Source organism: Streptoverticillium reticulum, from assembly GCF_047456005.1.
GTDB lineage: Bacteria > Actinomycetota > Actinomycetes > Streptomycetales > Streptomycetaceae > Streptomyces > Streptomyces reticulum.
On sequence record NZ_CP179755.1, the window covers coordinates 7,498,850 to 7,522,915 of the forward strand.

A 24,066-nucleotide genomic window follows, 5' to 3' on the forward strand; every position below is an offset into this window, starting at 1 on the left:
ACCGAGTTTCAACGATAGACACGGTTCCGACGGCCGTTCAACCATGCCAAATTATTCTTCAGACGGTGTATCAGGCTCTTTTGAGGCGGCTGCCAGGGATCCTTCAGGCGTTGTTTAGCCCTCTTTTAGACGCTGCGTCGGATTCTCTTTGGGGCCTCTGGTGTGCCAAGGCTCCGGTCTGGTACACCGTTTTGGTCGGTTGCTTTTATCCGATCCGGCCGGGCTGATTCGAGCCGGGCCGTCCGGCTGCTCTGGATAGAGGGGTGGAGCGGTGTCTGGGAGTACCGGAGAAGTGTTCACCTGGAATCCGCGCCCGGGTCGCGTCGATCATGTAGGGATCGAGGACGACAGCCTGCGGGACGGATTGCAGGGTGCCTTCGTGCGCCACCCCGACCTCGAGGAGAAGAAGGCGCTCGTGGAGTCCTCCGCGGCGATCGGGATCGAGGCGGCCATGCTCGGGTTCCCCTCCAGCTCGCCGGGCGCCCGCGCGGAGGCGGGACATCTCGTCGAACACCTCGACCGCTGTGGCATCCCGATGGTCCCGCGCTTCCTGGCGCTGGCCGACCCGGCGAGCATCGCACCGATCGCCGAGCTCAACCGGGGCACCGACCGGGATGTGTGGGCCGACTTCTTCGTCGGGTGCAGCCCACTGCGGCGGCAGGTCGAGGACTGGACCCTCGACAGTGTTCTCGACCGCATCACGGCCGCGGGATCGGCGGCCCGTGACGGAGGCACGAGGTTCGGCGTCAGTTTCGAGGACGCCACACGCACACCGCCCGGGGAACTCGAGCAGATGGTCCACGCGGCGGTCGCCGTGGGGGCGGAAGTCCTCACCGTCTGCGACACGGTGGGGGAGTCGACGCCCGAGGGCGCTGCGCGCATCGTGCGGGCGGTGCGGGCAGCCACGCAGCACGCGCTGGCCGATCGCCCTCCGGCGCACGGCGGTGCCGCCGAGGTGCAGATCTGGTGGCACGGCCACGACGACCGGGGGCTCGCGCTGGCGAACGCCCTCGCCGCCGCGGAGGCCGGAGCGGACACGATCAGCGGCGCGTTCCTCGGCCTGGGGGAGCGCGCGGGCAACACCGCGCTCGAACTGGTCGTGATGTACCTCTACCAGGCCGGACACCAGGGCTACCGGCCGGACCGGGTGCTCGGTCACTGCCGCCGGCTCGCGGAGGCGACGGGCACCCCCGTACGGCGGAACGCCCCCCTGATCGGGGACCAGGCGTTCGCCACCTGCACGGGGACCCACGTCGCGGCCCTGCTCAAGGCCCGCTGCTGGGGGCGCGAGACGGAGGACCTGGTGTTCTCCAGCGTGCCCGCCGCCGTGCTCGGACGACAGCAGTCGATCATGGTCGGGCCGACGAGCGGCCGGGCCGCCGCCCGCGAGGCGCTCGCCTCGATCGGGGCCCCGGCCGACGAGAAGAACGTCGACGCGGTGCTGACGCGGGCACGGTCACGGGACCGATGGCTCGAACCGTCCGAGATCCGCGCCCTGTTCGACGCCGGGGGTGCGCCGGCATGATCCCGCAGACCATGACCCACAAGATCCTCGCCCGGGCCGCCGGCCGGGACCACGTGGTCGCCGGGGAGATCGTCGAGGTCGGGATCGACATGGCGTTCACCCACGACCCGGTGTGCGAAGGCCTCCGCAGCGAATTCCACGACGCGTTCGGCGCGGACGCGACGGTGTGGGACCCCGACCGGATCGCCCTCTTCGAGGACCACCTCGTGCCGGCCAAGGACGCCGAGTCGCGGCGGCTCGCCGTGAGCATGGCGCGGTTCGCCGCCGAGCAGGGCATCACGCACCACTACCCGTACGGCGAGAACTACGGCATCTGCCACGTGATGATGTGCGAGGAAGGGCTCGTTCAGCCCGGGACGGTGGTGCTCGGCACGGACTCGCACTCGGTGACCTACGGGGCGTTCAACGCCTTCGGCTCCGGCGTCGGCATGATCGACATGGTGAACGCCTTCTACACCGGCGACCTGTGGTTCCGCGTCCCCGAGACCATCGAGGTCCGGATCGAGGGCGAACTCGCCCCGGGCGTGCTGGCGAAGGACGTGATCCTGACCCTGATCGGCGACCTCGGCATGGGAGGCGCCTCGGGCCGGTCGATCGAGTTCTGCGGCTCCACGGTCGACGCCATGTCCGTCGAGGAGCGCATGACGCTGTGCAACATGGTCGTGGAGGCCGGAGCGGTCAACGGCATCATGACCCTGTCGCCCGCCGCCGCGGACTACCTGGCCGCACGGCCACGGACCGTCGACCACGAGCCGGTGACCAGCGACCCCGGAGCCCCGGTCGCGCGCCGCCTCGCCTACCGCGCCGAGAACCTGCGCCCCGCCGTCGCCTACCCGCACCGGCCGGACAACGTGCACTCGATCGACGAGGCGATGGCCGACCGTATCCGGGTGGACCAGGTCTACATCGGGTCCTGCACCGGCGCGAAGTACGACGACATCGAGGTGGCCGCCGCCGAACTGGCCGGCAGGCACGTGGCGCCCGGGGTCCGGCTCATGATCGTGCCCGCCACCATGGGCATCTACCGCCGACTGATCCTGACCGGCGTGATGACGAAACTGCTGGCCGTCGGAGCCGTGATCGAGTCGCCCGGCTGCAAGGCCTGCTACGGCGCGCACGGCGGCGTCGTCGGCGACGGCGAAGTCTGCCTGTCCACCACCAACCGCAACTTCCGGGGCCGCATGGGCAACCCGAAGTCGTCCGTCTACCTGGCCTCGCCCATCGTCGCCGCGCGGAGCGCGCTCGCCGGCTGGATCACGGAGTAGCCGAGGATGCCGGCCGAAGGACCCACCGTGCTCATCCTCCCCGGCGAGGGGATCGGACCCGAAGTCGTGCACGTGGCACGCGACATACTCGAACACGTCCTCGACCGCGCCGGACTGGACGCGGCGATCAGCGAGCACGCCGTGGGCCGCCCGGCGTACGAGCGCACCGGACAGTGGCTGCCCGACCCGGTGCGCGACAAACTCGACAAGGCTGCGGCGACGCCGTGCGGCGCCGTCCTGTTCGGCGCCACAGCGGATGAACCGATCGGCGAACTGCGCAGCCGCTACGACCTGTTCGCCAACCTCCGGCCCGCCCGACCGCTTCCTGCGCTGCGCGCCGTCTCGCCCCTGCGGCCGGAACGCCTGGAAGGCGTCGACCTGTTGATCGTGCGCGAACTCGTGTCGGACGTCTACTACGGGCGCCGTCGCACGGGCACCGACGCCGGACGACGCTGGGCCGGGCAGGAGATGTACTACCGGGAGGACGAAATCCGCCGCATCCTGCGGTGCGCCTTCCAGCACGCCGAGGCCCGGCGGCGCCACCTCACCCTGGTGCACAAGGCGAACGCCATCCCCGACGTCTTCGGACTCTGGCTGGACGTCCTCGCCGAGGAGCGCCCGGCCCACCCGCACGTCGAGGTCCAGGAGATGTTCGCCGACACCATGGCGATGGAACTCGTCCTGCGCCCTGCGGACTTCGACGTCATCGTCACCAGCAACCTGTTCGGCGACCTGCTCTCCGAGATCACCGGCGCGGTGCTGGGATCACTGGGACTCCTTCCCTCGGCGACCCTGAGCCCCACCGGGTTCGCACTCTACGAGCCGGTCGGCGGCACGGCCCCTGACATCGCGGGCACCGGGCGCGCCAATCCGCTCGGGACCATCGGCTCCGTGGAGCTGATGCTGCGCCATACCTTCGACGCCCCGCGCTGGGCGGACCTCCTGGCCGCCGCCGTCGCGCGGGCAGTCGAGTCGTGGCGCACCCCCGACATCGCCGGCCCGGAGGACAAACCGTGCACCACCGAGGAGATGGGCGCCGCAGTCCGTGAAGCGTTCGACACCCTGGTGGCCGAGGAGGCAACTCCGTGACGATCCCCGCCACGCCCGGCAGGCCGGGCGGAGCAGCCGATGCCCCGCAGGACTACGACGACGCGGTCCGTGAGGCCGACTACCGCGGGGTGTTCGGCCCGGAGACCTCGTTTCTCGGGCTGCCGCGACGTGAACAGAGCCCCGCAGGCTACGTGGGCGCCGACGTCGTGATCCTCGGAGCGCCCTTCGACGGAACCACCTCCCACCGGCCGGGAACGCGCTTCGGCCCCCAGGCCATCCGCCGGACCGACTACTTGCCCCACGTTCCGTACCGGCCCCACCTGGGCCTCGGGATCGACCCGTTCACCGAACTCACCGTCGTCGACGCAGGGGACGTGCCCACCCCGCCGGGCGAGACCGAGCGCGCGCACCAGCTCCTCGAACGCGCGGTGGGAGAGGTCGTGGACGCGGGGGCCGTCCCCTTCACGCTGGGCGGCGACCACAGCATCGCCTGGCCGACGATGCGGGGGATCGCGAGCCGCCGCGGCGCCGGGACGTTCTCGGTGATCCACTTCGACGCCCATGCCGACATCGGGGACACCAGCGACTTCGGCTCCAAGTACGGACACGGCACCGTCATGCGACGGGTACTGGAGTCCGGCACCGTGCCGGGAGACCGATTCGTCCAGATCGGACTGCGCGGCTACTGGCCCGGACCGCGCACCCTCGCCTGGGCGGCCGACCTGGGAGTGCGGTCGGTCACCATGTACGAGCTGCGCTCCCGCGGCCTCGACGCCTGCCTGGACGAGGTCCTCGGACAGCTCGGGTGCGGTCCCGTGTACCTGACGATCGACATCGACGTCGTCGACCCGGGCATGGCCCCGGGGACCGGGACGCCCGAACCGGGCGGGCTGACCAGCCGCGAACTCCTCGACGCGGCACGGACCTGCGCCCAGCGCACCGACCTCGTCGGCGCGGAGATCGTCGAACTCTCGCCGCCCTACGACGGACCGGGGGAGATCACGGCCTTCCTTGCGAACCGGATCGTACTGGAGGTGCTGTCGGGGATGGCGTGGAGGCGCCGCGCCGGCTCGTCGGCCGAGGACGGAGGGATCCCGTCGTGATGCTCAGCGGCCTCGCCTACGGGGTGGGGGACTTCGTGGACACCGACGTGATGAGTCCGGGCCGCTTCGAACCCTACGAAGGACCGGAGCAGCTCGCCCGGATCGCCCTGGTCGACTACCCGGCCCACATCCCGTTCGTCGACCCGCGGACGGGCCGTTCGCCCTACACGGTGATCTTCGCCGGGACGGAATTCGGCTGTGGTTCGAGCCGGGAGACCGCACCACAGGCGCTCTACCACGCCGGAGCCCGCGTGGTGGTCGCCAAGTCCTTCGGCAACATCTTCTTCCGCAACTGCGTCAACATGGGCCTGCTGTTCCCCGTTGTCGGAGACCACGGCTTCGACGAGTCGGTCACCGGCGAACCGGTCAGCGTGGACCTCACCCGCCGGGTCGTCACCTGCGCGGACCGCCGAATGGAGTTCGCCGACCTCGGGGCCCTGCAGGGCATCGTCGACGCCGGCGGTCTCACCCCGTACACCCTCGACCGTGTCCGGTCGGGACAGCGAAGGCGTGAACGATGAGCGCGCCCCCGGACTCCCGCCGGCCCGTCTCGCTGCGCCCCGACGTCGTGGTCGAGCCACTGGTCGACCGCTGGTACGCGTGGTCGCACCTGCTCTCGCCCGCCACGGCGGCGCGCAACATCGCCCGTCGCCACTTGCCGATCATGACGTCCTACCTGGCGGCGCCGGCGGTCCACCAACGGTCGGCCCGGACCCCGGCCCTGGCCGGCGGTCCGTTCATGGAACTCGACGGGGACCGCTCGGCGGACGTCGAGGCCCTGGTCGAGGCCACCCGGCGACGAGCCGCACGGCTGCTCCAACTCGACGCCGCGGTCGACGCATTGCAGGACTTGCTCGCCGATGCCGACCCTGGTGCGCCGCTCGAGCAGCTCTACCCCCTTGTGCCGGAGCCGCTGAAAGGCTACGTGGAACTGGTCTACGACCTGCGGGACAACGCCTCGTTCCGGCTGATCGAGGGGCTGTTGTACCGCAGCGACTACGCGGCGCCCGACGGTCAGGCCCTCGCGCTGTCGCCCCTTCGCGCCGACCGCCGCCCCTTCGTCCTCTCCACCCCCCGTCTCGACACCGACGACCGGATCGTGCTGCCCGTGGCCTTCCACCACCCCGGCGTCGACGTCATGTTCTCGACGACGCGCTCACCGAGGCCGTTCGGCGAGATTGCGGATGCCCTGGAGCTCACACCCGACGCCGCGACACTGCTGGCGCCGTACTTCACCGCCGCCCCCGCAACGGCCACACCGAGGGAGTCCGTCCGGAAGAAGCCGGGCATCCGCTACCTCGGACACGCCTGTGTCCTGGTGGAGACCGACCAGGGCTCGGTCCTGGTGGATCCGCTGCTTCCACCGGCGTTTCCGGGCGCCGGCCCCCGCCTGGCCGACAGCGATCTGCCCGACCACATCGACCACGTCCTGATCACCCACGGACACCAGGACCACCTGGTGCTGGAGACGCTCCTGCGCCTGCGCACCCGGATCGGGACGGTCGTCGTGCCCCGGTCGGACTCGGGGTCGCTGCAGGATCCGTCGTTGCGGCTGGCACTGGAGGCAGCGGGATTTCCCCGGGTGATCGAGCTCGGGGAGCTCCAGGAGATCGAGACGCCCGTGGGCCGGATCACGGCCGTGCCCTTCTTCGGCGAGCACGGCGACCTCGCCATCTCGGCGAAGTCGGCGTGGCGGCTGGAGGCCGACGGGAAAGTCGTGCTCTTCGCCGCCGACACCTCCACGGTGGACCCCGAGGCGTATGCGCACGTGCGGCGGGCCATCGGCGAGGTCGATGTGCTCTTCCTCGGGATGGAATGCGAAGGAGCCCCGCTGACCTGGCTCTACGGGCCCCTGTTCACCTCCGCGCCCGACCGGGAGATCGCCGCGCGCCGACGTTTGAACGGCAACGACGACCTCGGTGCGGTGGCACTCGCCGAGGCAATGGGGTGCGGCCGGGCCTACGTGTACGCCATGGGACACGAGCCGTGGGTCTGGTACTTGACGACGACGACCTTCAGCGAGACTGCGGTACCGGTGCGGGCAGCCGAACGGTTTGTGGCGGCCTGCCGCACCCGGGGGATCGAGGCACGGCGCCTTCATGGTTCGTGCGACCTGCCGTGGTGACGGCGGTTCGGCTTCCCTTGTCGCCGCGGGAGAGACGGACCGTGCCCCCGTCGCACCGTCCCGGATCGCTGTCGAGCACGACCTGGGGAACGCACCCGCGGGCAGCCGCGGAAAGGAGAGGGCGGTGACTTCTCTGGAGCCGTCACTGGTAGCCGAGCGGCTCATCCGTGGCCGGCGCGCGGTCCGTGCCTACCGGCCCGACCCCGTACCGGACACGGTGCTCACCGCGATCTTCGACCTGGCAACCGCCGCCCCGTCGAACGGCAACACCCAGCCCTGGTCGGTCGACGTCGTCAGCGCCGGAGCCCGTGAACGGCTCGGCGAGGCACTGGTCCAGGCCGCCGAGGAGGGGAAGCTGACCCCTGATTTCCCGGTGCGTCCGTACGAGGGCGCGGCCGCGGAACGCTGTGCCGAGGCCGCGGCGGTCAAGTACGAGGCGCTGGGGGTCGCGCGGGGCGATCGCGCCGGACGGCGCCGGGCCTTCCTCGCGGGGCTGCGCTTCTACGGCGCGCCACATGTCGCGCTGCTCTCGGTCCCCATGGACGCGGACGAGCGCATGACGGCCGACCTCGGTATCTACGCCCAGACCCTCATGCTCGCCATGACGGCCCACGGTGTCGCCAGCTGCCCGCAGGGCGTGCTCGGACTCTATGCCGACGCAGTACGCTCCGTCCTCGGCCCGTCGACCGAAAAACTTCTGTTCGGTATCTCCTTCGGCTACCCCGCGCCGGGGGCCGTGGCTGCCATGCCGCACGTGCCCCGCGCGCCACTTGGCGAGACCACACGGTTCCACAGGTGAGCAGATGAGGCCGGAACGTTGCCGTGGCGGGCTGAGGGTTCCCCTCCGCGTCCGGCGGCGGCCTGGCCGGCCGCGGACGACTTCCAGCAGCCAGCGCCGCCGTCGAGGTCGGGAGCGGTTCTCTGGCTCCGGGGCCTGGCTCCGTGCCACCGTCACCAGCGCCCGCTCGTACTGCCGCGGTGCCTCCGCGGCGACGAGAGGGATCTGTTGTGGGCGCCGTGGCTGCTGCACGCGGGGCTGTTGCCGGACTTCGCCTCGGGCGGCCTGCTGCTGCCTGTCCTCGCCGCCACGATGCACGGCTTCGGGATCCTCAACGCCCTCCCCGAGGACAGTGGCCAACTCGGCCACGCCCACGGGGGCCGGATGCTCGGCGCCGTGATGCCGGTCTGGTACATCGGCTCGCTCGTCCTCGTCGCGGTCTGGGCCATCGCCGGATGGCACCACCACGGCACCGGCCTCGTCGTCACCGCCGGCGCGCTGCTGATCCTCAGCGTGATCATGTCGCTCCTGCTGCTCGTCCCGATCAACAACCGGAACAAGACATGGACCCCTGAGAACCGACCCGAGGACTGGAAGGAGCAGATAAACCGCTGGAACCGCTTCCACTACGTCCGCGTCGCCGTCATCATCGCCGCCTTCGCCCTGTTGATCGACGCCCTCACCTGACCCCGCGGGCCGACACCACGCTGGCGGCGCACAATCCCCACGCCCCCGGTGGCAGCGGGCCACCGAAATGCCGACATCCGGGAACGAGCCCCCCGAAGAGGCAGTACGCGGGACAGACCGCCAGGATGCGGCAACCCTGGGCACCCTGATCAACACCAAAGGGCTCAGCGAAATCATCATGCTCACTCTCGGCCGCGATGCCGGCCTCATCGACAACCAGCTCTTCACCGCACTGACGGCAACAGTCCTCGTCAATCCCCTGGTCCGGCACCTCCCTGGCGATCCCACCCGCCCAGAGCCCGATGCACCCATCCCCGCCCGGCATCGGGAAACACCGCACTCTGCCCTGGAGTTGAGTGACGACCACGGCGTCCAGGGTGTGTCCGACGAGTCGTAGCCGGGCAGTAGTTGCGTCATGGTTGAGCTGCCGAACGACATTCGCCTGAGGATCGAAGCACCGCACATCTGGTACGTCGGAACGACCAACCGGGACGGCTCGCCGCATGTGAGCCCGATGTGGGTGGGCCTCGACGGGGATCTGCTCCTGTTCAACACTGCAGTCGGCCGGGTCAAGGAACGCAATCTGCGCCGTGACCCACGGGTGTGCCTGTCCCATGCGGCCCCGGCCGATCCCTACGACCGGGTCCAGATCCGCGGCAGGGCCGTCGGATTCGTGGAGGGTCCGGAGGCGGACCGGAACATGGACATGCTCGCGCACACATACCTGGGCACCGAGCGGTTCGAGTGGCGCATCCCCGGCGAAGAGCGGGTCATCGTGCTGGTCGAGCCGTCACGGGTACGCCGAGTGGTCGGCGTCGAACCACTACCCGCGGGAGCACCCGGGGCAAGTGCCCCGCCGACCACGCCCTAGCCAGAGGGTGGCCGATGGGTCGGCACAGGCCCTTCGGCGCTCCCCAGCTACCGCTGGAAGGCGCCCCAGCACCAGACACCGCAGGAACCGCACCGACCCATCGGACACCCCACTAGGCGGCGATGCTATCCGCGAGCTGGCCGGCGACGCTTCGAGGCTCGCGACCGAGCAGTTCGGTCAGCAGAGAGCAGAGGGTCGACTCCGGCGAAGCGGCCTTCGCGGGCTGCCTGGAATATGGTGAGCGTCATCCGAGCCATCGGCTCCGGCACGCCGGCTGCGACCTTGTCCGCGACCCACTCCTCGTCGTCCATCACGATGCGCTTGACCTCACGGCCACTGACCTTGGACACCATGGCGGCGATGTCGCCGAATGTCACAGCCTGGCGTGCGCCTTGGCGACGTCACGGACGCTGACACCGATCCGCTCCGCAGGGACGCGCTTGAGGAGCTGCTCAACGGCGGCGCCGTTCAGCGTGCCAGTCGCACCAGTGACAACGATCACGATGATGCTCCCTTCGTGTCCGCTCTGCGTCGGGCGTGTGTGAAGGCGGCCGATTGCTCGGTACGGCGACTGAAGTGCAGTTCGCCCGTCCCGATGCGGAGCGAACAACCCTGCTGCCGGAAACGGCACCTGTAATTCATCTGCCGGACATTCTCACGTCTTCCCCTGCCGCCTCTTCTGGCGCACTCTGTCCGCGTCCGCGACCAACGGTCGGTCGTCCCTCGACTCCACGAGGTTCCCCACACCCATGCCTGAACTCAACCGACGCCGCTTCCTGCAGATCGCCGGTGCCACCGCCGGGTTCGCCGCGCTCTCCGGAAGCATCGAGCGGGCCGCAGCCATCCCGGCCAGCCGCCGCACCGGCACCCTCAAGGATGTCGAGCACATCGTGGTGCTGATGCAGGAGAACCGCTCCTTCGACCACTACTTCGGCACCCTGCGCGGCGTCCGGGGCTTCGGCGACCCGCGCCCCGTGACGCTTCCCAGCGGCAAGCCGGTCTGGTATCAGTCGGACGGCACCAAGGAGGTCCTGCCGTACCACCCGGACGCCAAGGACCTCGGCATGCAGTTCATCGAGGGTCTGGACCACGACTGGGCCGGTGGCCACCAGGCCTGGAACCACGGCAAGTACGACCGGTGGATACCCGCCAAGGGCACCGGCACCATGGCGTACCTGACCCGCGAGGACATCCCGTTCCACTACGCGCTCGCCGACGCCTTCACCGTCTGCGACGCCTACCACTGCTCCTTCATGGGTGCCACGGACCCCAACCGCTACTACATGTGGACGGGCCACGTCGGCAACGACGGCAAGGGCGGCGGCCCCGTCCTGGGCAACCAGGAGGCCGGGTACGACTGGACCACGTACCCCGAGCGCCTGGAGAAGGCCGGCGTCTCCTGGAAGATCTACCAGGACGCGGGCGACGGGCTCGACGCGCACGGCTCCTGGGGCTGGATCAACGATGCATACCGGGGCAACTACGGCGACAACTCCCTGCTCTACTTCAACAACTACCGCAACGCCAAGCCCGGCGACCCGCTCTACGACAAGGCCCGCACCGGCACCGACGCCAAGAACGGCCAGGGATTCTTCGACATCCTCAAGGCGGACGTGAAGTCCGGCAAGCTGCCGCAGATCTCCTGGATCGCCGCACCCGAGGCGTTCAGCGAGCACCCCAACTGGCCCGCCAACTACGGCGCCTGGTACGTCTCCCAGGTGCTGGACGCGCTCACCTCCGACCCGGAGGTGTGGAGCAGGACGGCCCTGTTCATCACCTACGACGAGAACGACGGCTACTTCGACCACGTCCTGCCGCCGTTCCCGCCCGCGAATGCAGACAGGGGCGCCTCCACCGTGGACGCCTCGCTGGACTGGTTCCGGGGCAACGCCCACTACGCCGAGGGCCCCTACGGGCTGGGGCAGCGGGTGCCCATGCTGGTCGTCTCGCCGTGGAGCACCGGCGGCTTCGTCTGTTCCGAGGTCTTCGACCACACCTCCGTCATCCGGTTCATGGAGCGCCGCTTCGGCGTGCACGAGTCCAACATCTCGCCCTGGCGCCGCGCCATCTGCGGTGATCTCACCTCGGCCTTCGACTTCCGGCTGCGGCGCACCGGGCACCCGGAGCTGCCGGACACCTCCGGCTACGTCCCCAGGGACCACGACCGGCACGGCAGTTACGTGCCCAAGCCGCCCGCCAGCCCGTCGCTGCCCAAGCAGGAGGCCGGCTCCCGGCCCACCCGGCCGCTGCCCTATGCTCCGCTGGTGGACGCCGCGGTGACCGCGGCGACCGGCCGCATCACCCTCACCTTCGCCGGCGGCGACGCCGCCGGGGCGTGCTTCACCGTCACCTCGGCCAACCGCACCGACGGCCCCTGGAGCTACACCGCCTCGGCGGGCAAGAAGATCTCCGACACCTGGAACACCGCCTACTCCCACGGGAGTTACGACCTGTCGGTCTTCGGCCCCAACGGCTTCCTGCGCACCTTCAAGGGCTCCGGGAAGGCGCAGGGGCCCGAGGTGACCGCACGCCACAAGAAGAAGGGGCTGGAGCTGACCCTCACCAACGCGGGCAGCACCACCTGCCGGCTGACGGTCACCAGTGCCTACGGCGGCAAGCACGAGACGTTCACGCTGCGTCCCGGAGGCCGCTCGGTGCACACCGTCGACCTGGGCCACAGCAAGCGGTGGTACGACCTGTCGGTGTCCTGCGACACCGACCCCGGCTTCCTGCGCCGCCTCGCCGGCCACGTGGAGAACGGCGAGCCGGGGGTGAGCGACCCGGGGATCATCACGCACTGACGTCCCGCACTGACGTCCCGCGAGGTCCGGTTGGCGCCCTCACCAGGCGTCGACCGGACCAGCGGACACGCACCGCGCCGACCGCGGAACGGGCTCAGGACAGCAACGCCGCCACCGTGGACATCGGTTCCCACTCGGGATCGCGCCCCGTCAGCCGGTCGGTCACCCGTGTCCATGCCTCCGCGTCGGTCCCGAGACGGGAACGGACGAGGTCCGAGAGGTCCGTCAACGCGGTGTGCGCCCCGGTCGGAGCGTCCGTGCGGTGAGCGGCGCTGCCGAGGTAGGCGAGCATCAGTGCCGCCGGGGCCGCCAGATGCAGCAGGTCGGCTCCGGACAGGATGTCCGAGTCGAGCAGGCCGTCGAGCTGTGTGACGGTCGCGCAGTGGTACAGGCCGCCCAGGCCGTGACGAGCCCGCGCCCGGGTCGGTTCCGCGCCCTCGGCCAGGCCGTTCGGCCCCGGCTCCCGTATCAACGCTGCGTACCGCAAGCGGAGTTCCGCTGGGGTGTCCGGCAGATTGACCAGCCGGTCCCAGTACGGCAGCGGCTCCTCCTCGTGCGCGGCTTCCAGCGCCCGCCAGTCGGCGCCGACCGGCAGCGCTGCCACGGCACTCGTCGTCTGCCAGTGGTCCCGGGACCGGCGCAGCTTCTTGACGAGCTTGGCCGGGGCCAGTTCGCGGTCGAGCCGGGTGCGGATCACGGCGGCCGGGTCGTCGGCGGCCAGCGCCTTGACGCACAGTTTGGCGGCGGCCTGGCCGAGCAGGCCGCGGCCGACGAGCCCCGCCAGCCGTCCCGCTCCGCCGTGCTCGAACAGGTGCAGGCAGCCGAGGAGTTGGTCGACGAGGCCCAGATCGGTGCCCTGGCGGACGAATATCTCCTCGATCAGATCCGGTTCGGCCGAGCCCAGCCAGAGCCGGCCTCCGAGGGGCCGTGCGGCCGGATCGGCCCGCAACTCGGCCAGCACCTGTGCCGCGACCGGGTCGGCCCCCGTCCCGGAACGTCGGGAGCGGGCCACGATGCGGCGGGTGATGTGCGGCGCGCCGGCGTGCCGCAGCAGGGCCAGGTCCGTCCCCGGATCGTCGAGATCGGCGAGCCGCTCCACCAGGCCCTTCTCCAGCCACCGGGACTGGGACGCGAGGATTCGCAGTGCGTGGGGGTCCCGGTCCGCGAGCAGCCGGTCGAGGACGCGGCGCGGGGTGTGGTCGTGGCGCAACAGGTAGGCGGCGAGCAGCCAGGGGCCGTCGGGGCCGAGCCGGGGCAGGACCGCGTCGAGGACCTCGGCGTCGGCCAGGCACAGCAGGGTGCCCATCGGCCAGGCCCACAGGTGGTTGCCGCGCTCCAGCAGCGCGATCGCCTCGTCGGGGGTGCGTGGGCGGGGCGTGTGCATGGCCGATGCCGGTTCCTCCAGCGGCCGGTACCCGGCGGTGTCCGCCTCCTCGGACAGCAGGTCCGTCCAACTGGGCCCGCCCGGGCTGCTGTTGGACGCGCCCTCGCCGGCTGCTGCCCGGGCCCTCTCGGCCAACCGGAGCCAGGCGTCGGGGTCGGTGCCGAGCTCGGTGCGCAGCCGGCGGGCGAGCGCGGTCCGCCACGCGCCGGGGAATGCGAGCCGGCGCCAGTCGTGGGGGAGGAGGAGCATGTGGCGGGCCGGCAGGAAGGTGAGCAGTTCGTCTGCGGGCAGGATGCCCTGGGTGTAGGCGTGTTCGGTGAGGGTGGCGCTGGAACCCCAGGTCTGCGGAGGTTCGGCCCGCACTTCCGCGAGAGAGGGCGCGGTGTGCCAGGAGCCTTCGACGCCCTGGGACGCGCAGGCCCGGACGAGCCACTGCGGGGTGGCGAGGCCGGGAGCCTCGGATCGGCTGTGGTGGGCGAGGAACGTCAGGACGCCGGGGGCGGCAGGAAGCGGGGCGTCGGCGGGCGCGAAGGAACGGAGGAGGTCGAGGGCGGCGAGGGCGGCCCGTTCGTGGGCGTTGCGCGGAGTACGGGGCGGTGCGGTCTGCTCCGGGAGCCCCGCTGCGGCGGGGGCGGCGGTCTCCGGGCCGTCGGGCACCGGGGCGGTCCTGCCTGCTTCGAGGAGCAGTTCCCGCAGGTTCCCCCGGTGGGCCGGCAGCGCGTGATCGAGCGCGGCCCAGGCCTCCGGGCGGTCGCCGAGATGGGCGTCGGTCAGCGACTGCAGCTCGGCCACGGCGGTGGTGCCGGTGAGCAGGCCCTGCTCGGCGACCACGGCGAGCGCGGTCAGGGCATGGGCGGCCGGCCGGGCCGTGCGGATCAGCTCGACCGGATCGAGCAGTCCGGCCCCGACCATGCCGTCCGCCCACCACGCGGCGGCGTCGTCGAGCGCCTCTTCGGCCAGGCGCTGCCGGGGCGGAGTGATGTTCCCGGCCCGTCGACCGCCCACGCGCCAGGGCTCGTTGAGGACGCTCAGCCTGAACGCCAGGCGCTGGGCGTCGCTCGCCTCCTCGTGACGGGCCAGTTCCGCGCAGGCCGCGGGCATGAACGGGCTCTCCGCGTGGGCCTCGGACAGTGCCTGCAGATCGTGGACGTACGGCTCGGACAGCAGGTCGCGCAGGCTGCTGGTGCCCCGGGTGACGGCCAGGAGGCCCGGCAGCCGTGCGGGGTCCTCGTAGGGTTCGCACCGTTTGCCCAGCCGGCGCAGCGCGTCGCCCGACCCGTCCTCCCCGGCCAGGGCGTCGGTGACGGCGGCGATCACGGGCAGGTTCAGATGCCGGGTGACGGCGGGATCGTCGAGCAGGCCGCGCACCGCCGCGGGTCCGGTGCGCTCCCAGACCCGGACCAGTGCGTACTGCTGGGCCACGCCCCGTACGCCGATGCTCAACGCCCTGGTCACGAGCTGCGGATCACCCGAGCCGAGCAGCGGCGCGAGCCAGGTGCGCGGTACCTCGCTGCTCGGGGCGGTCAGCTCGGCGCGCAGCGCCGCGTCCATCGGCACCGCGTCGAGCCCGTGCGCAAGGGTACGGCGCAGGGACGGCGTGGCGCGCGGGTTGCGGTAGACGGCGGCCCCGACCCGGGCGTCCGCGGACGTCAACAGCCGGGCCAGCACTCGCGGGTCGATTCTCGGGTGGCGGGCGAGGGCGGTGCGGGTGCGGGAGTCGCCGTGGTCGGTGACGGCGGTGACCAGAGCCGGGCCGGGCAGCGCTCCGCCCGCCAGCAGTCCTTCCACCGTCCGGTCGGGCAGCGCGGCCAGAGCGGCGGCCGCGTGCTCGGGCCGGGCCTGTTCCAGCAGGAGGGCGAGCGTGTCGTGCGCGCTCCCGGGCGCGGGCGAGCGGACCTCGCCCGGAGCCAGGGGCGGCGCCGGAGGCGGCGCGGCGGCGAGCAGCGCGGGCACGGTGCCGCGATGGCCGGCGAGGGCGTCGTGCACGCCGAGCCACCGCTCGGCGCGGTCGCCGAGATGCTGCTCCACGAGCTCGCGGAGGCGTCGTGCCGTCTGCTCGTCGACTCCGCCCGCTGCGGCGATGCGCGCCGCAGCGGTGCGCGCCGGGCGGGCGGCCTCCAGCGCCCGGAGCGCGTCGTCCCCCACGGCCCGGGGCTCCTCCGTCTGCGACGCGGCCAGGATGGTGCGCACCACGTGGGTGGCCGAACTGTTTTGCGATCCGCTCATGCCCGCCATGCTAGGGAGGGGGTCTGACAACCCGTTCAGCCCGTTCAGCCCGTTCAGCCCTTTCGTCGTGGCGGCTTCCCCGGCACGCCAGGCCTTTTCGAGGAGGGCTCCAGTTCCCGGGTGAAGTATCGGTCGGCACCGCCTCCGCTCCGAGGAGTGACATGGAGGAGTGACATGACCGACAAGCCCAGAGGCCCGGCCGCTCCGGCCGGCCACCGGAGTCCACTCGTGAGGTCCCTCCTGTGCACCGTCGCCCGGGGCATGGCGTGGATGGGCTTCTTCTATTTCGCACCGATCGGCTTTGCGTACGCGACTGCTGCCGACGCCGCCGACGCCGCCGCCGACGCCCCCGAGGAACAGCAGGTACTGCTGACCGGCCCGGCGCCGGGACACCCTGAGCGGCTGGAGGCGCAGGTGCGGCTCACGCCGCAGGAACAGGAGCTGTGGAGGCAGATCAGTTCGCTCAACTGACCGTCGTTGAGCGGTTCTCAAGTCGCTGCGGCTACGGTCCCTCGCGTATCCAAGGCCCAGCCGCCCGGAGGGAGCAACAGATGCGAGACGGCATCGATGCGTCGGTCACTGCGGAGCCACTGCTGCAGATGGCGGCGGACTTCTACCGGTGGCGCACCGTCCTCTTTGCGATCGAGCTCGACCTGTTCACCGTGCTCGGTGCCGAACCGGCGACGGAACCCGCCGTGCGGCAGCGGTTCGGCCTGGACGAACGGGGGACTCGCCACTTCCTCGACGCGCTGGTGTCCTCGGGCCTGCTCGACCGTACCGACGGCCGGTACGCCCCGACGCCCCTGGCGGCCCGCTTCCTGGACAGCCGTACGGCGTCCCACCTCGGCAGGTTCCTCGGCCAGGCGGACGCCCGGTGGGCCCGGATCGGCGAGGGGCTGCGCTCGGGAGCCCCGCAGAACGGGGCCCGGGCCACGTCCGGCCTGTTCACCGGCCAGCACCGCGACCAGGCGGCCTGGCGTGCCTACTACGGCGGCATGGACGCGCTCAACGGGCCCAGCGGGGCGGCGCTCGCGCAGGTCTTCGACTGGAGTTCCGTCAAGCGCGTCACCGACGTCGGCGGTGCCCGGGGCAACGTGTGCGCCGAACTGGTCCGCGCGCACCCGCACTTGCAGGCCACCGTGTTCGACCTGCCGCCGGTGCAGGCGGTCTTCGACGAGCACATGGTGGAGCTGGGGCTGGAGGGCCGGGTGGGTTTCCGGGCCGGGGACTTCTTCACCGACCCGCTGCCTGCGTCCGATGCCGTCGTGTTCGGCCACGTCCTCCACGACTGGGGCGTGGAGGAACGCAGGATCCTGGCGCGCAAGGCGTTCCAGGCCCTGGAGCCCGGCGGCGTCGCGCTGGTGTACGACACGATGATCGACGCGGAGCTGCGGTCCCGCCCCAACTCCCTGTTGATCAGCCTGAACATGATGCTGTGCACCCCCGGAGGCAGCGAGTACACCCCGGCCGAGGGTGGCACGTGGTTCACCGAGGCCGGCTTCGACACCGTCGAGTCGGTGCCGCTCGTCAATGACGATGTCCTGCTGATCGCGCGCCGCTCGCCCGCCTGATCCGCGGCTGCCCGACACCTGGAGCGAGAGGGCCCGGCGCAGGCGCCGGGCCCTCCGGTGTGCCGTGCGCAGACTGCCGGTAACTCTGCGCTGTCAAAACGGAGTTGTGTTACTGAAGTGACCTCAGTGTGGCGTGATGCTGTTATGGTGTGGACGCCGAAAGACAGGTGACTGTCTGTCAGCTATTTGCGCAGTCGGCCTGTATCGGCTTTCAGGGTCAGAACGCACGCGCACGGGGGAAGCATGTTGGCGCCACAGATGAAGAAGACCTTTGTGTGCCTGGCTGCCGCGACGGCGGCACTCGGCTGCTCCGTATCGGCCTACGCCGACACCCAGAGCAAGCGGGTCAAGGGCATCGAGTACTACGTGGACTGCTCGGAGGGAAGCGACAGCGCACCGGGCACGTCGCCGAACACCGCCTGGAAGACGCTCGACCGGCTCGACAAGACCACTTTCAAGCCGGGCGACACGATCAACTTCCGCAAGGGAAGCACCTGTTCCGGCACGCTGGCGCCCAGCGGATCGGGCACCGACACCGCACCGGTCGTCGTACGGTCCTACGGCTCCGGCACGGAGCGTCCGAAGATCGTCGGCAATGGTGCGCGCGCCGCGATCCACCTGCGCAACGTACAGGGATGGGAGATCCACGACCTCGACGTGTCCGACCCCGGCGGGGACGCCGGGGCGACCCGCACCGGAATCTACGTCGAGCTCAGCGACTTCGGCACCGGCCGGCACTATGTGATCGACAACGTCGTGGTGCACGACGTGAACGGCTGCGACTGCACGGCACCGGGCGAACCCAGCGGCGGCATCGTCTTCAACGCCACGGGCTCCGCGACGCCGTCGGGCTTCGACGGCATCAAGGTCAGCAACAACAAGGTGAACCACGTCGAAGGCATCGGCATCGGCACCTCGTCGATGTGGGCGCGGCGGCCCGTCTATCCGGGCGGCCCCGGCACCTCGTTCGTGCCGATGACCGGGGTGGTGGTCGAGAACAACGAGCTGACCGACCTGGGCGGCGACGGGATCACCATGCAGAACGGCTCGCACGCCCTGCTGCAGAAGAACGTGGTCAAGGGCTTCGGGCTGCGGGCCACGACGGACCATGCCGGTGTGTGGGCATGGAACTCCGACTACACGGTCGTGCAGTTCAACGACGTGTCCGGCGGGGACGCGGGCTCGCACGGCGCCTTCGCATTCGACATCGACGGAGGCAACAAGGACAGCCTCTACCAGTACAACTTCAGCCACGACAACAGCGGCATGATGCTGGTCTGCGCGGTGCCGGGCCTCGTGTCCGACGGGCAGACGGTCCGCTACAACATCAGCCAGAACGACCGGGCGGTGTCCTCGGGCGTGATGGTCGTCGCCTGCACCCCGCAGACGAACACCCGCATCTACAACAACGTCGTCTATGCGCCGGGGGCCACCACACTCGTCAACAACATGGGCGAGTTCGGCGCGACGTTCAGCGACAACATCTTCGTCGGGAAGAACGCGGCCATCAACGACACCCACAGCACCTTTACGCACAACGCCTACACCGGGGTCAGCACCGTGCCCTCCGGTGACAAGGGCGCCGTCACGGGCGACCCCGGGCTCCTCTCGCCCGGCACCGCGACGAGCCTCGGCACCGCGGACGGCTACCGTCTGGGCACGGACTCGCAGGCGCTCAAGCGCGGGGCGGTCGTCGCGGGCAACGGCGGCCGCGACTACTTCGGCCACCCCGTGTCCCCGACCTGCCCCCCGAACATCGGGGTGTACCAGGGGCCCGGCATCGGCTGACGGCGGACCGTGACCGAGGGGAGGCGGCCGGTGCGGCGGCCTCCCCGCTCCCGTGTGCCCGCGCTCCGTCCAGCATGTCTGGACATCGGCACCAGCCCGGCCGTCCATCCTTGCCTCACCTGGCACATCGCCGAACGCGGGAGGGCTCGGATGGACTCGGACGGCTTCAACGGCGTCGTCGAACGGCTGCTGTCGGCCGCGGACGGGACCGAGGACGAGACGGCCGCCGTACTCGGCGACCTCGACGGTGACGTGGTCGCCCGCGCCGTACTCGGCGAAATCGCCGCACGGGCCGCCCTGTTCGAGGGCGCCACCGCACCGGTCACCGTCCAGTTCGACGTCGGCACGCCCGACGGCCGGCTGGACTACCTGGTCACCGTGGGCGACGGCCCGGCGAGGTGCGAGCGCGGCCGGCTGCGGGAACCTTGGGTCCTGGTGCGCCAGGACCTGACCGATCTGCTGCGCTCGGTGTACGGACCGGCCGGCGCCGTGCAGGGCGGCACCCTGGAGGTGACCGTACGGGACGAGGACCCGCCGGGCAGCACGGGCGAATTCGGGTACGAGGACAGGCACCAGGCCGTGCGGGCCGCCCACCAGCTGACCAAGGCGTGCTCGGCCCGGCCGGTGGACCTGGACCTGCTCGCGGTCCGCTTCCGCTCCGACAAGTGGGGCGGCCACTGGTACACGCCGCACTACGAACGGCACTTCGGTGCCCGCCGGGACCAGCGGGTGAAACTCCTGGAGATCGGCGTCGGCGGCTATCACGCCCCGGACGTCGGCGGGGCCTCGCTGCTGATGTGGAAGCACTACTTCCGGCGCGGCCTGGTCTACGGACTGGACGTGTTCGACAAGTCGGCGCTGGACGAGCCGCGCAAACTGACCGTCCGCGGGGACCAGTCGGACCCGGAGTTCCTGAACGCACTGGCGAAGCGCATCGGCCCGCTGGACATCGTGATCGACGACGGGAGCCACCGCAGTTCCGATGTGATCACTTCGTTCCGCACCCTGTTCCCGCACCTGCGCCCCGGCGGCCTCTACGTGATCGAGGACCTCCAGACGTCGTACTGGCCGGGCTGGAACGGCGGCCGCACCCACCCCGACGACGCGGGGACGTCGGTCGGCCACCTGAAGACCGTCGTCGACGGACTGCACCACATGGAACGGCCCGGCGAACCGAGCGCGACGGACCGGACGGTCACCGCGATCCATCTCTACCCGGGCGTGGCCTTCGTGGAGAAGGGCATCAACAGCGACCGGCCGGCACCGGCCTGGATCCGGCGGGACGTCGACCCGGCGGTGTGGATGGCCGACCCGTCCGCTCTGAGCACGGAGGAGAAGTGACATGAACCGGAACGGCGCCGAACTGTACCTGGACCTGATGAAGAAGGTGCTGACCAACCTCATCTACGAGGACCCGCCCGTCATGGTCTACTCCTACGACGAGTACAGCGAGCACGAGTTCACGTCCAACCCCCGCCACGACGGCAGGGACTGGCCCTCGCTGGCGCACACCATGGTGGGGCTGCGGCGGCTGGACAACCTCCAGCGGTGCGTGCAGGGCGTGCTCGACGACGGTGTGCCCGGCGACCTCATCGAGACGGGCGTGTGGCGGGGCGGCGCGTCGATCTTCATGCGCTCGGTCCTCAAGGCCCGTCTGGTGACCGACCGCACGGTCTGGGTCGCCGACTCCTTCCGGGGCATGCCGGAAGTGGGCCCGGCCGGCCACCCCGCCGACCGCTCGCTGAAGCTGCACGAGGCCAACGACGTGCTCGCCGTGCCGCTCGAGACGGTGCGCGACAACTTCCGCCGCTACGACCTGCTCGACGACCAGGTCGCCTTCCTGCCCGGCTGGTTCAAGGACACCCTGCCGACCGCGCCGATCGAGCGGCTCGCCGTGATCCGCCTCGACGGCGACCTGTACGAGTCCACCACGGACGCCCTGGTGCACCTGTACCCGAAGCTCTCCCCGGGCGGGTTCGTCATCGTCGACGACTATGTGATCCCCGCCTGCCGGGAAGCGGTGCACAACTACCGCGAGGAGCACGGCATCCGCGAACCGATCGAGGACATCGACGGCACGGGGGCGTTCTGGCGGCGCACCGGGGTGTGACGGCCGTCCGGGGTCCGCACGCGGGCCGTGCGGACCCCGGACCGGGCGGGTGAGTGATGGAGTCGATGTCAAGCGTCGGTCGGTAAGTCGGTAAGGAGGGGTTCCGTGGCCCGTTTCCTGCTCAGCACGTTGCCTGCGGCGGGCTGTGTGGCGCACGCCCAGGTGCTCGCTGCCGCTCTCGTCTCCCGGGGCCACGAGGTGGTGTGGCACACGGGCGGCGAGCGCGCCGAGCTGGTCGCCTCGGTGGGGGCCCGGTTCGAGCCGTTCCGGGAGGCCGCCTCGTACGAGGACCTCCCGCCCGTCGCCGACGCCGGCGAGCGGGGGTTCACGGCGGTGAACACGATGATGCGCCGCCTGGTCGTCGACCGGGCGGCCGGCCAGCTCGCCGACTACCGCAGGATCCTCGCGCGGTTCCCGGCCGATGTGGTGATCTCGGACGGCCACTGTCTCGGCGCCCGGCTGCTGCACGAACTGGGCGGGCCGCCGTGGGCCGTGCTCAACGAGAGCGCGCTCGTCGGGGCCTGCCCCGACGATCCGCCCTTCGCCACCGGCAGGGTGCCGACCCGCGTGGCGGAACGGATGCGCAACCGCGCCGTCAACTGGACCATGCGCCGCGTCATGCTGCACCCGCTGTCGAAGGCGTACCGGGAACTCCGGCGCGGCGTCGGGCTGTCGGAGGGCGGCGGCACCGCGTTCGACGCGCTGCGCTCCCCGTTCCTGCACCTCCAGCCGACCAGCCCGGCGTTCGAGTACCCCAGACGGCACCTGCCCCCGCAGATCCACTTGATCGGACCCATGGTCCCTCCGCAGCCACCGGGCTTCCGGCCGCCGGCATGGTGGCACGAACTCCGCCAGGCGCCCTCGGTCGTGCACGTCACCCAGGGCACCACCGCGACCCGCACCTCCGACCTCGTCGGCCCGGCCATCGAGGCCCTGGCCGGTCACGACGGCCTCGTCGTGGTGACGGTCGCGGGGGCCGAACCGCCGCCCGGCCTGCCGGACAACGTCCGCTTCTCGCGCTACATCCCCTACCAGGCGCTGCTGCCCCATGTCGACGTGATGGTCACCAACGCCGGATACAGCGGGGTGCACCTGGCGTTGGCCAACGGAGTCCCGATGGTCGCGGCCGGTACCCAGGGCGACCACCGGGAGATCTGTGCCCGCATCGAGTGGAGCGGCGTGGGCGTCTGGCTCAGGCAGTCGCGCCCCGACCGGATCGCGGCCGCCGTCGCGCGGGTGCTGGACGACCCCGCCTACCGGAACAACGCCCGGCGCATCCAACGGGACTTCGCCCGCCAGGACGCCGGCCGCAATGCCGCAGCACTGCTGGAGCGACTGGCGGCGACGGGGAAGCCGGTCCTCGGGTGCCGCGTACGGAGTCATCATGATTGAGCTGACCAGCAGCGGCATCCGGCTCGCCGAGCCCTCGGCGGCGGCCGCCGGACCGGCCGCCGGGGCCGCGGACCAGGACCTGCGCGCATGGTTGCGGGAGCGCAGGGCAGCCGACCGTTCCGTGGTGCGCCGGATCCCGTTCGCCGAGCTGCGCTCGTGGAGCTTCGAGCCGGGCACCGGAGCCCTCCGGCACGACAGCGGACGGTTCTTCAGCGTCGAGGGGCTGTGCGTGCACGAGGCGTTCCGGCCGCACCGGGCATGGGCGCAGCCCATCATCGACCAGCCCGAGGTCGGGATCCTCGGCATCCTGGTCAAGGACTTCGGCGGGACGCTGCACTGCCTGATGCAGGCCAAGATGGAGCCCGGGAACCCCGGTCTGGTGCAGCTGTCGCCGACCGTGCAGGCGACGCTGAGCAACTACAGCCGCGTGCACCGCGGCGCGGCCGTGCCGTATCTGCAGTACTTCACCGGCCCGGACCGCGGCCGGGTCGTCGTCGACGTGGAACAGCCCGAGCACGGGGCCTGGTTCCTCGGCAAGAAGAACCGCAACATGGTCGTCGAGGCGGCCGGCCCCGTTCCCGAGCACGAGGACTTCCGCTGGGTACGGATCGAGCAGCTGGCCGGGCTGCTGCGCGAGGACAACGCGGTCAACATGGATGCGCGGACGGTGCTGTCCTGCCTGCCCGTCACCACGTCCGGCGCCCGCGGTGACGGCTTCCGCGCCGGGCTGCTGCGGTCGTTCGCCGACCGGGGGGACGTGCACGGCGCCGCCGGGCCGGCGGCCTGGATCGCCGCGATCCGGCGACGGCGGCCGGTCAGGCCGCACCGCGTCCCCCTGGCAGGGCTGTCCGGCTGGTACGCGACCGACTCGGAGATCGCCCGCGAGGACCGGCGGTTCTTCACGGTCATCGCCGTGGACGTGCAGGCCGACCGCCGCGAGACCGCCTGCTGGACGCAGCCGTTGTTCGCCACCACCGGGCTCGGGCTCGCGGCCTTCCTCGTGCGCCGGTTCCGCGGCGTGCCGCATGTGCTCGCGCACGCGAGGGCCGAGGCGGGCATCGCCGGCGGGGTCGCCATCGGTCCCACCGTGCAGTGCGTGCCGGCGAACCACGACGTGCCGCCGCGCTATGTCGACGCGGTGCTCGGCGCCGATCCGTCCGCGGTGCGGTACTGCGCCGTGCACTCCGAGGAGGGCGGCCGCTTCCACCGGTCGGAGACCCGGTACGTCGTGGTGGAGGCCGGCCCGGAGGTGCCGGACGAACAGCCGCCGGACTTCCGGTGGGTCACCCTCGGCGAGCTCTCGGAGCTGCTCCTGCGCACCGACTACGTGAACGTGCAGGCGCGGACCCTGATCGCCTGTCTGAAGCTCTTCTCCTGACACGGCGTCCGG

Annotated in this window: 21 protein-coding genes; 18 read left to right on the plus strand and 3 right to left on the minus strand. The window is 71.2% G+C overall.

Translation table 11 applies throughout. The features are described from left to right. Positions 1-292 precede the first annotated feature (292 nt). The 10 genes from ACMATS_RS34100 (at position 293) to ACMATS_RS34145 (ending at position 9,404) form a co-directional block, all read left to right on the plus strand. Positions 293-1,525 carry a hypothetical protein gene (locus ACMATS_RS34100; RefSeq protein WP_414170850.1) on the plus strand — a complete coding sequence of 411 codons (1,233 nt, stop codon included), beginning with the start codon at positions 293-295 and terminating at the stop codon, positions 1,523-1,525. After that, entirely contained in the window at positions 1,522-2,790 is a 1,269-nt protein-coding gene (locus ACMATS_RS34105; protein ID WP_414170132.1) for a 3-isopropylmalate dehydratase large subunit, read from the plus strand. The genes ACMATS_RS34100 and ACMATS_RS34105 overlap by 4 nt, the downstream gene beginning before the upstream one ends. Positions 2,791-2,796: 6 nt before the next feature. Continuing rightward, a complete protein-coding gene (locus ACMATS_RS34110) occupies positions 2,797-3,879 on the plus strand; it encodes an isocitrate/isopropylmalate dehydrogenase family protein (protein WP_414170133.1) in 1,083 nt (360 codons plus the stop codon). Beyond that, entirely contained in the window at positions 3,876-4,943 is a 1,068-nt protein-coding gene (speB, locus tag ACMATS_RS34115; RefSeq protein WP_414170134.1) for an agmatinase, read from the plus strand. Before ACMATS_RS34110 ends, speB begins: the two co-directional genes overlap by 4 nt. Continuing rightward, complete coding sequence (locus tag ACMATS_RS34120) at positions 4,943-5,464, plus strand: hypothetical protein (RefSeq protein ID WP_414170851.1); 522 nt, start codon at positions 4,943-4,945, stop codon at positions 5,462-5,464. The genes speB and ACMATS_RS34120 overlap by 1 nt, the downstream gene beginning before the upstream one ends. Beyond that, positions 5,461-7,068, plus strand: coding sequence for an MBL fold metallo-hydrolase (locus ACMATS_RS34125; RefSeq protein ID WP_414170135.1), 1,608 nt, complete (start codon positions 5,461-5,463; stop codon positions 7,066-7,068). The genes ACMATS_RS34120 and ACMATS_RS34125 overlap by 4 nt, the downstream gene beginning before the upstream one ends. Before the next feature lie 124 nt (positions 7,069-7,192). Then, positions 7,193-7,867, plus strand: a complete 675-nt coding sequence (locus tag ACMATS_RS34130) for a nitroreductase (protein ID WP_414170136.1) — start codon at positions 7,193-7,195, stop codon at positions 7,865-7,867. A 291-nt stretch (positions 7,868-8,158) separates the two neighbouring features. Further along, complete coding sequence (locus ACMATS_RS34135) at positions 8,159-8,533, plus strand: anthrone oxygenase family protein (protein ID WP_414170852.1); 375 nt, start codon at positions 8,159-8,161, stop codon at positions 8,531-8,533. A 67-nt stretch (positions 8,534-8,600) separates the two neighbouring features. Continuing rightward, the gene (locus ACMATS_RS34140) at positions 8,601-8,930 is read left to right on the plus strand and encodes a hypothetical protein (protein ID WP_414170137.1); all 330 of its coding nucleotides are present in this window, start codon (positions 8,601-8,603) and stop codon (positions 8,928-8,930) included. Between the two features lie 18 nt (positions 8,931-8,948). Next, a complete protein-coding gene (locus tag ACMATS_RS34145) occupies positions 8,949-9,404 on the plus strand; it encodes a PPOX class F420-dependent oxidoreductase (RefSeq protein ID WP_414170138.1) in 456 nt (151 codons plus the stop codon). A gap of 125 nt (positions 9,405-9,529) precedes the next feature. Here ACMATS_RS34145 and ACMATS_RS34150 read toward each other — a convergent pair whose 3' ends face one another. Next, entirely contained in the window at positions 9,530-9,781 is a 252-nt protein-coding gene (locus ACMATS_RS34150; protein WP_414170139.1) for a hypothetical protein, read from the minus strand. After that, positions 9,778-9,906 carry a hypothetical protein gene (locus ACMATS_RS34155; protein ID WP_414170140.1) on the minus strand — a complete coding sequence of 43 codons (129 nt, stop codon included), beginning with the start codon at positions 9,904-9,906 and terminating at the stop codon, positions 9,778-9,780. Before ACMATS_RS34155 ends, ACMATS_RS34150 begins: the two co-directional genes overlap by 4 nt. 247 nt (positions 9,907-10,153) lie before the next feature. On the opposite strand from ACMATS_RS34155, the gene ACMATS_RS34160 reads away from it, so the two are divergent. Then, entirely contained in the window at positions 10,154-12,205 is a 2,052-nt protein-coding gene (locus ACMATS_RS34160) for a phosphocholine-specific phospholipase C (protein WP_414170141.1), read from the plus strand. A 94-nt stretch (positions 12,206-12,299) separates the two neighbouring features. Here the strand turns inward: ACMATS_RS34160 and ACMATS_RS34165 are convergent, their stop codons facing one another. After that, positions 12,300-15,815, minus strand: a complete 3,516-nt coding sequence (locus tag ACMATS_RS34165; protein ID WP_414170142.1) for a hypothetical protein — start codon at positions 15,813-15,815, stop codon at positions 12,300-12,302. 174 nt (positions 15,816-15,989) lie between these two features. Between ACMATS_RS34165 and ACMATS_RS34170 the strand changes: the two genes are divergently transcribed. The 7 genes from ACMATS_RS34170 (at position 15,990) to ACMATS_RS34200 (ending at position 24,054) form a co-directional block, all read left to right on the plus strand. Beyond that, positions 15,990-16,286: a DUF6059 family protein gene (locus ACMATS_RS34170; RefSeq protein ID WP_414170143.1), complete on the plus strand. Its 297-nt coding sequence runs from the start codon at positions 15,990-15,992 to the stop codon at positions 16,284-16,286. An 80-nt stretch (positions 16,287-16,366) separates the two neighbouring features. Further along, a complete protein-coding gene (locus tag ACMATS_RS34175; protein ID WP_414170144.1) occupies positions 16,367-17,386 on the plus strand; it encodes a methyltransferase in 1,020 nt (339 codons plus the stop codon). Positions 17,387-17,644: 258 nt separating this feature from the next. Beyond that, the gene (locus ACMATS_RS34180; RefSeq protein WP_414170145.1) at positions 17,645-19,174 is read left to right on the plus strand and encodes a right-handed parallel beta-helix repeat-containing protein; all 1,530 of its coding nucleotides are present in this window, start codon (positions 17,645-17,647) and stop codon (positions 19,172-19,174) included. A gap of 150 nt (positions 19,175-19,324) precedes the next feature. Next, positions 19,325-20,515 carry a hypothetical protein gene (locus tag ACMATS_RS34185; protein WP_391152979.1) on the plus strand — a complete coding sequence of 397 codons (1,191 nt, stop codon included), beginning with the start codon at positions 19,325-19,327 and terminating at the stop codon, positions 20,513-20,515. Position 20,516: 1 nt separating this feature from the next. After that, complete coding sequence (locus ACMATS_RS34190) at positions 20,517-21,284, plus strand: TylF/MycF family methyltransferase (RefSeq protein WP_390775516.1); 768 nt, start codon at positions 20,517-20,519, stop codon at positions 21,282-21,284. Between the two features lie 105 nt (positions 21,285-21,389). Next, entirely contained in the window at positions 21,390-22,676 is a 1,287-nt protein-coding gene (locus ACMATS_RS34195; RefSeq protein ID WP_414170146.1) for a glycosyltransferase, read from the plus strand. After that, positions 22,669-24,054, plus strand: a complete 1,386-nt coding sequence (locus tag ACMATS_RS34200; RefSeq protein ID WP_414170147.1) for an NDP-hexose 2,3-dehydratase family protein — start codon at positions 22,669-22,671, stop codon at positions 24,052-24,054. The genes ACMATS_RS34195 and ACMATS_RS34200 overlap by 8 nt, the downstream gene beginning before the upstream one ends. Positions 24,055-24,066 lie beyond the last annotated feature (12 nt).

Coding starts and splice junctions, on each gene's coding strand:
- ACMATS_RS34105 (WP_414170132.1), top strand. CDS start 1,522: ATGATCCCGCAGACCATGACCCACAAGATCCTCGCCCGGGCCGCCGGC.
- ACMATS_RS34110 (WP_414170133.1), top strand. CDS start 2,797: ATGCCGGCCGAAGGACCCACCGTGCTCATCCTCCCCGGCGAGGGGATC.
- ACMATS_RS34120 (WP_414170851.1), top strand. CDS start 4,943: ATGCTCAGCGGCCTCGCCTACGGGGTGGGGGACTTCGTGGACACCGAC.
- ACMATS_RS34125 (WP_414170135.1), top strand. CDS start 5,461: ATGAGCGCGCCCCCGGACTCCCGCCGGCCCGTCTCGCTGCGCCCCGAC.
- ACMATS_RS34135 (WP_414170852.1), top strand. CDS start 8,159: ATGCACGGCTTCGGGATCCTCAACGCCCTCCCCGAGGACAGTGGCCAA.
- ACMATS_RS34140 (WP_414170137.1), top strand. CDS start 8,601: ATGCCGACATCCGGGAACGAGCCCCCCGAAGAGGCAGTACGCGGGACA.
- ACMATS_RS34145 (WP_414170138.1), top strand. CDS start 8,949: ATGGTTGAGCTGCCGAACGACATTCGCCTGAGGATCGAAGCACCGCAC.
- ACMATS_RS34160 (WP_414170141.1), top strand. CDS start 10,154: ATGCCTGAACTCAACCGACGCCGCTTCCTGCAGATCGCCGGTGCCACC.
- ACMATS_RS34165 (WP_414170142.1), bottom strand. CDS start 15,815: ATGAGCGGATCGCAAAACAGTTCGGCCACCCACGTGGTGCGCACCATC.
- ACMATS_RS34170 (WP_414170143.1), top strand. CDS start 15,990: ATGACCGACAAGCCCAGAGGCCCGGCCGCTCCGGCCGGCCACCGGAGT.
- ACMATS_RS34175 (WP_414170144.1), top strand. CDS start 16,367: ATGCGAGACGGCATCGATGCGTCGGTCACTGCGGAGCCACTGCTGCAG.
- ACMATS_RS34180 (WP_414170145.1), top strand. CDS start 17,645: ATGAAGAAGACCTTTGTGTGCCTGGCTGCCGCGACGGCGGCACTCGGC.
- ACMATS_RS34185 (WP_391152979.1), top strand. CDS start 19,325: ATGGACTCGGACGGCTTCAACGGCGTCGTCGAACGGCTGCTGTCGGCC.
- ACMATS_RS34190 (WP_390775516.1), top strand. CDS start 20,517: ATGAACCGGAACGGCGCCGAACTGTACCTGGACCTGATGAAGAAGGTG.
- ACMATS_RS34200 (WP_414170147.1), top strand. CDS start 22,669: ATGATTGAGCTGACCAGCAGCGGCATCCGGCTCGCCGAGCCCTCGGCG.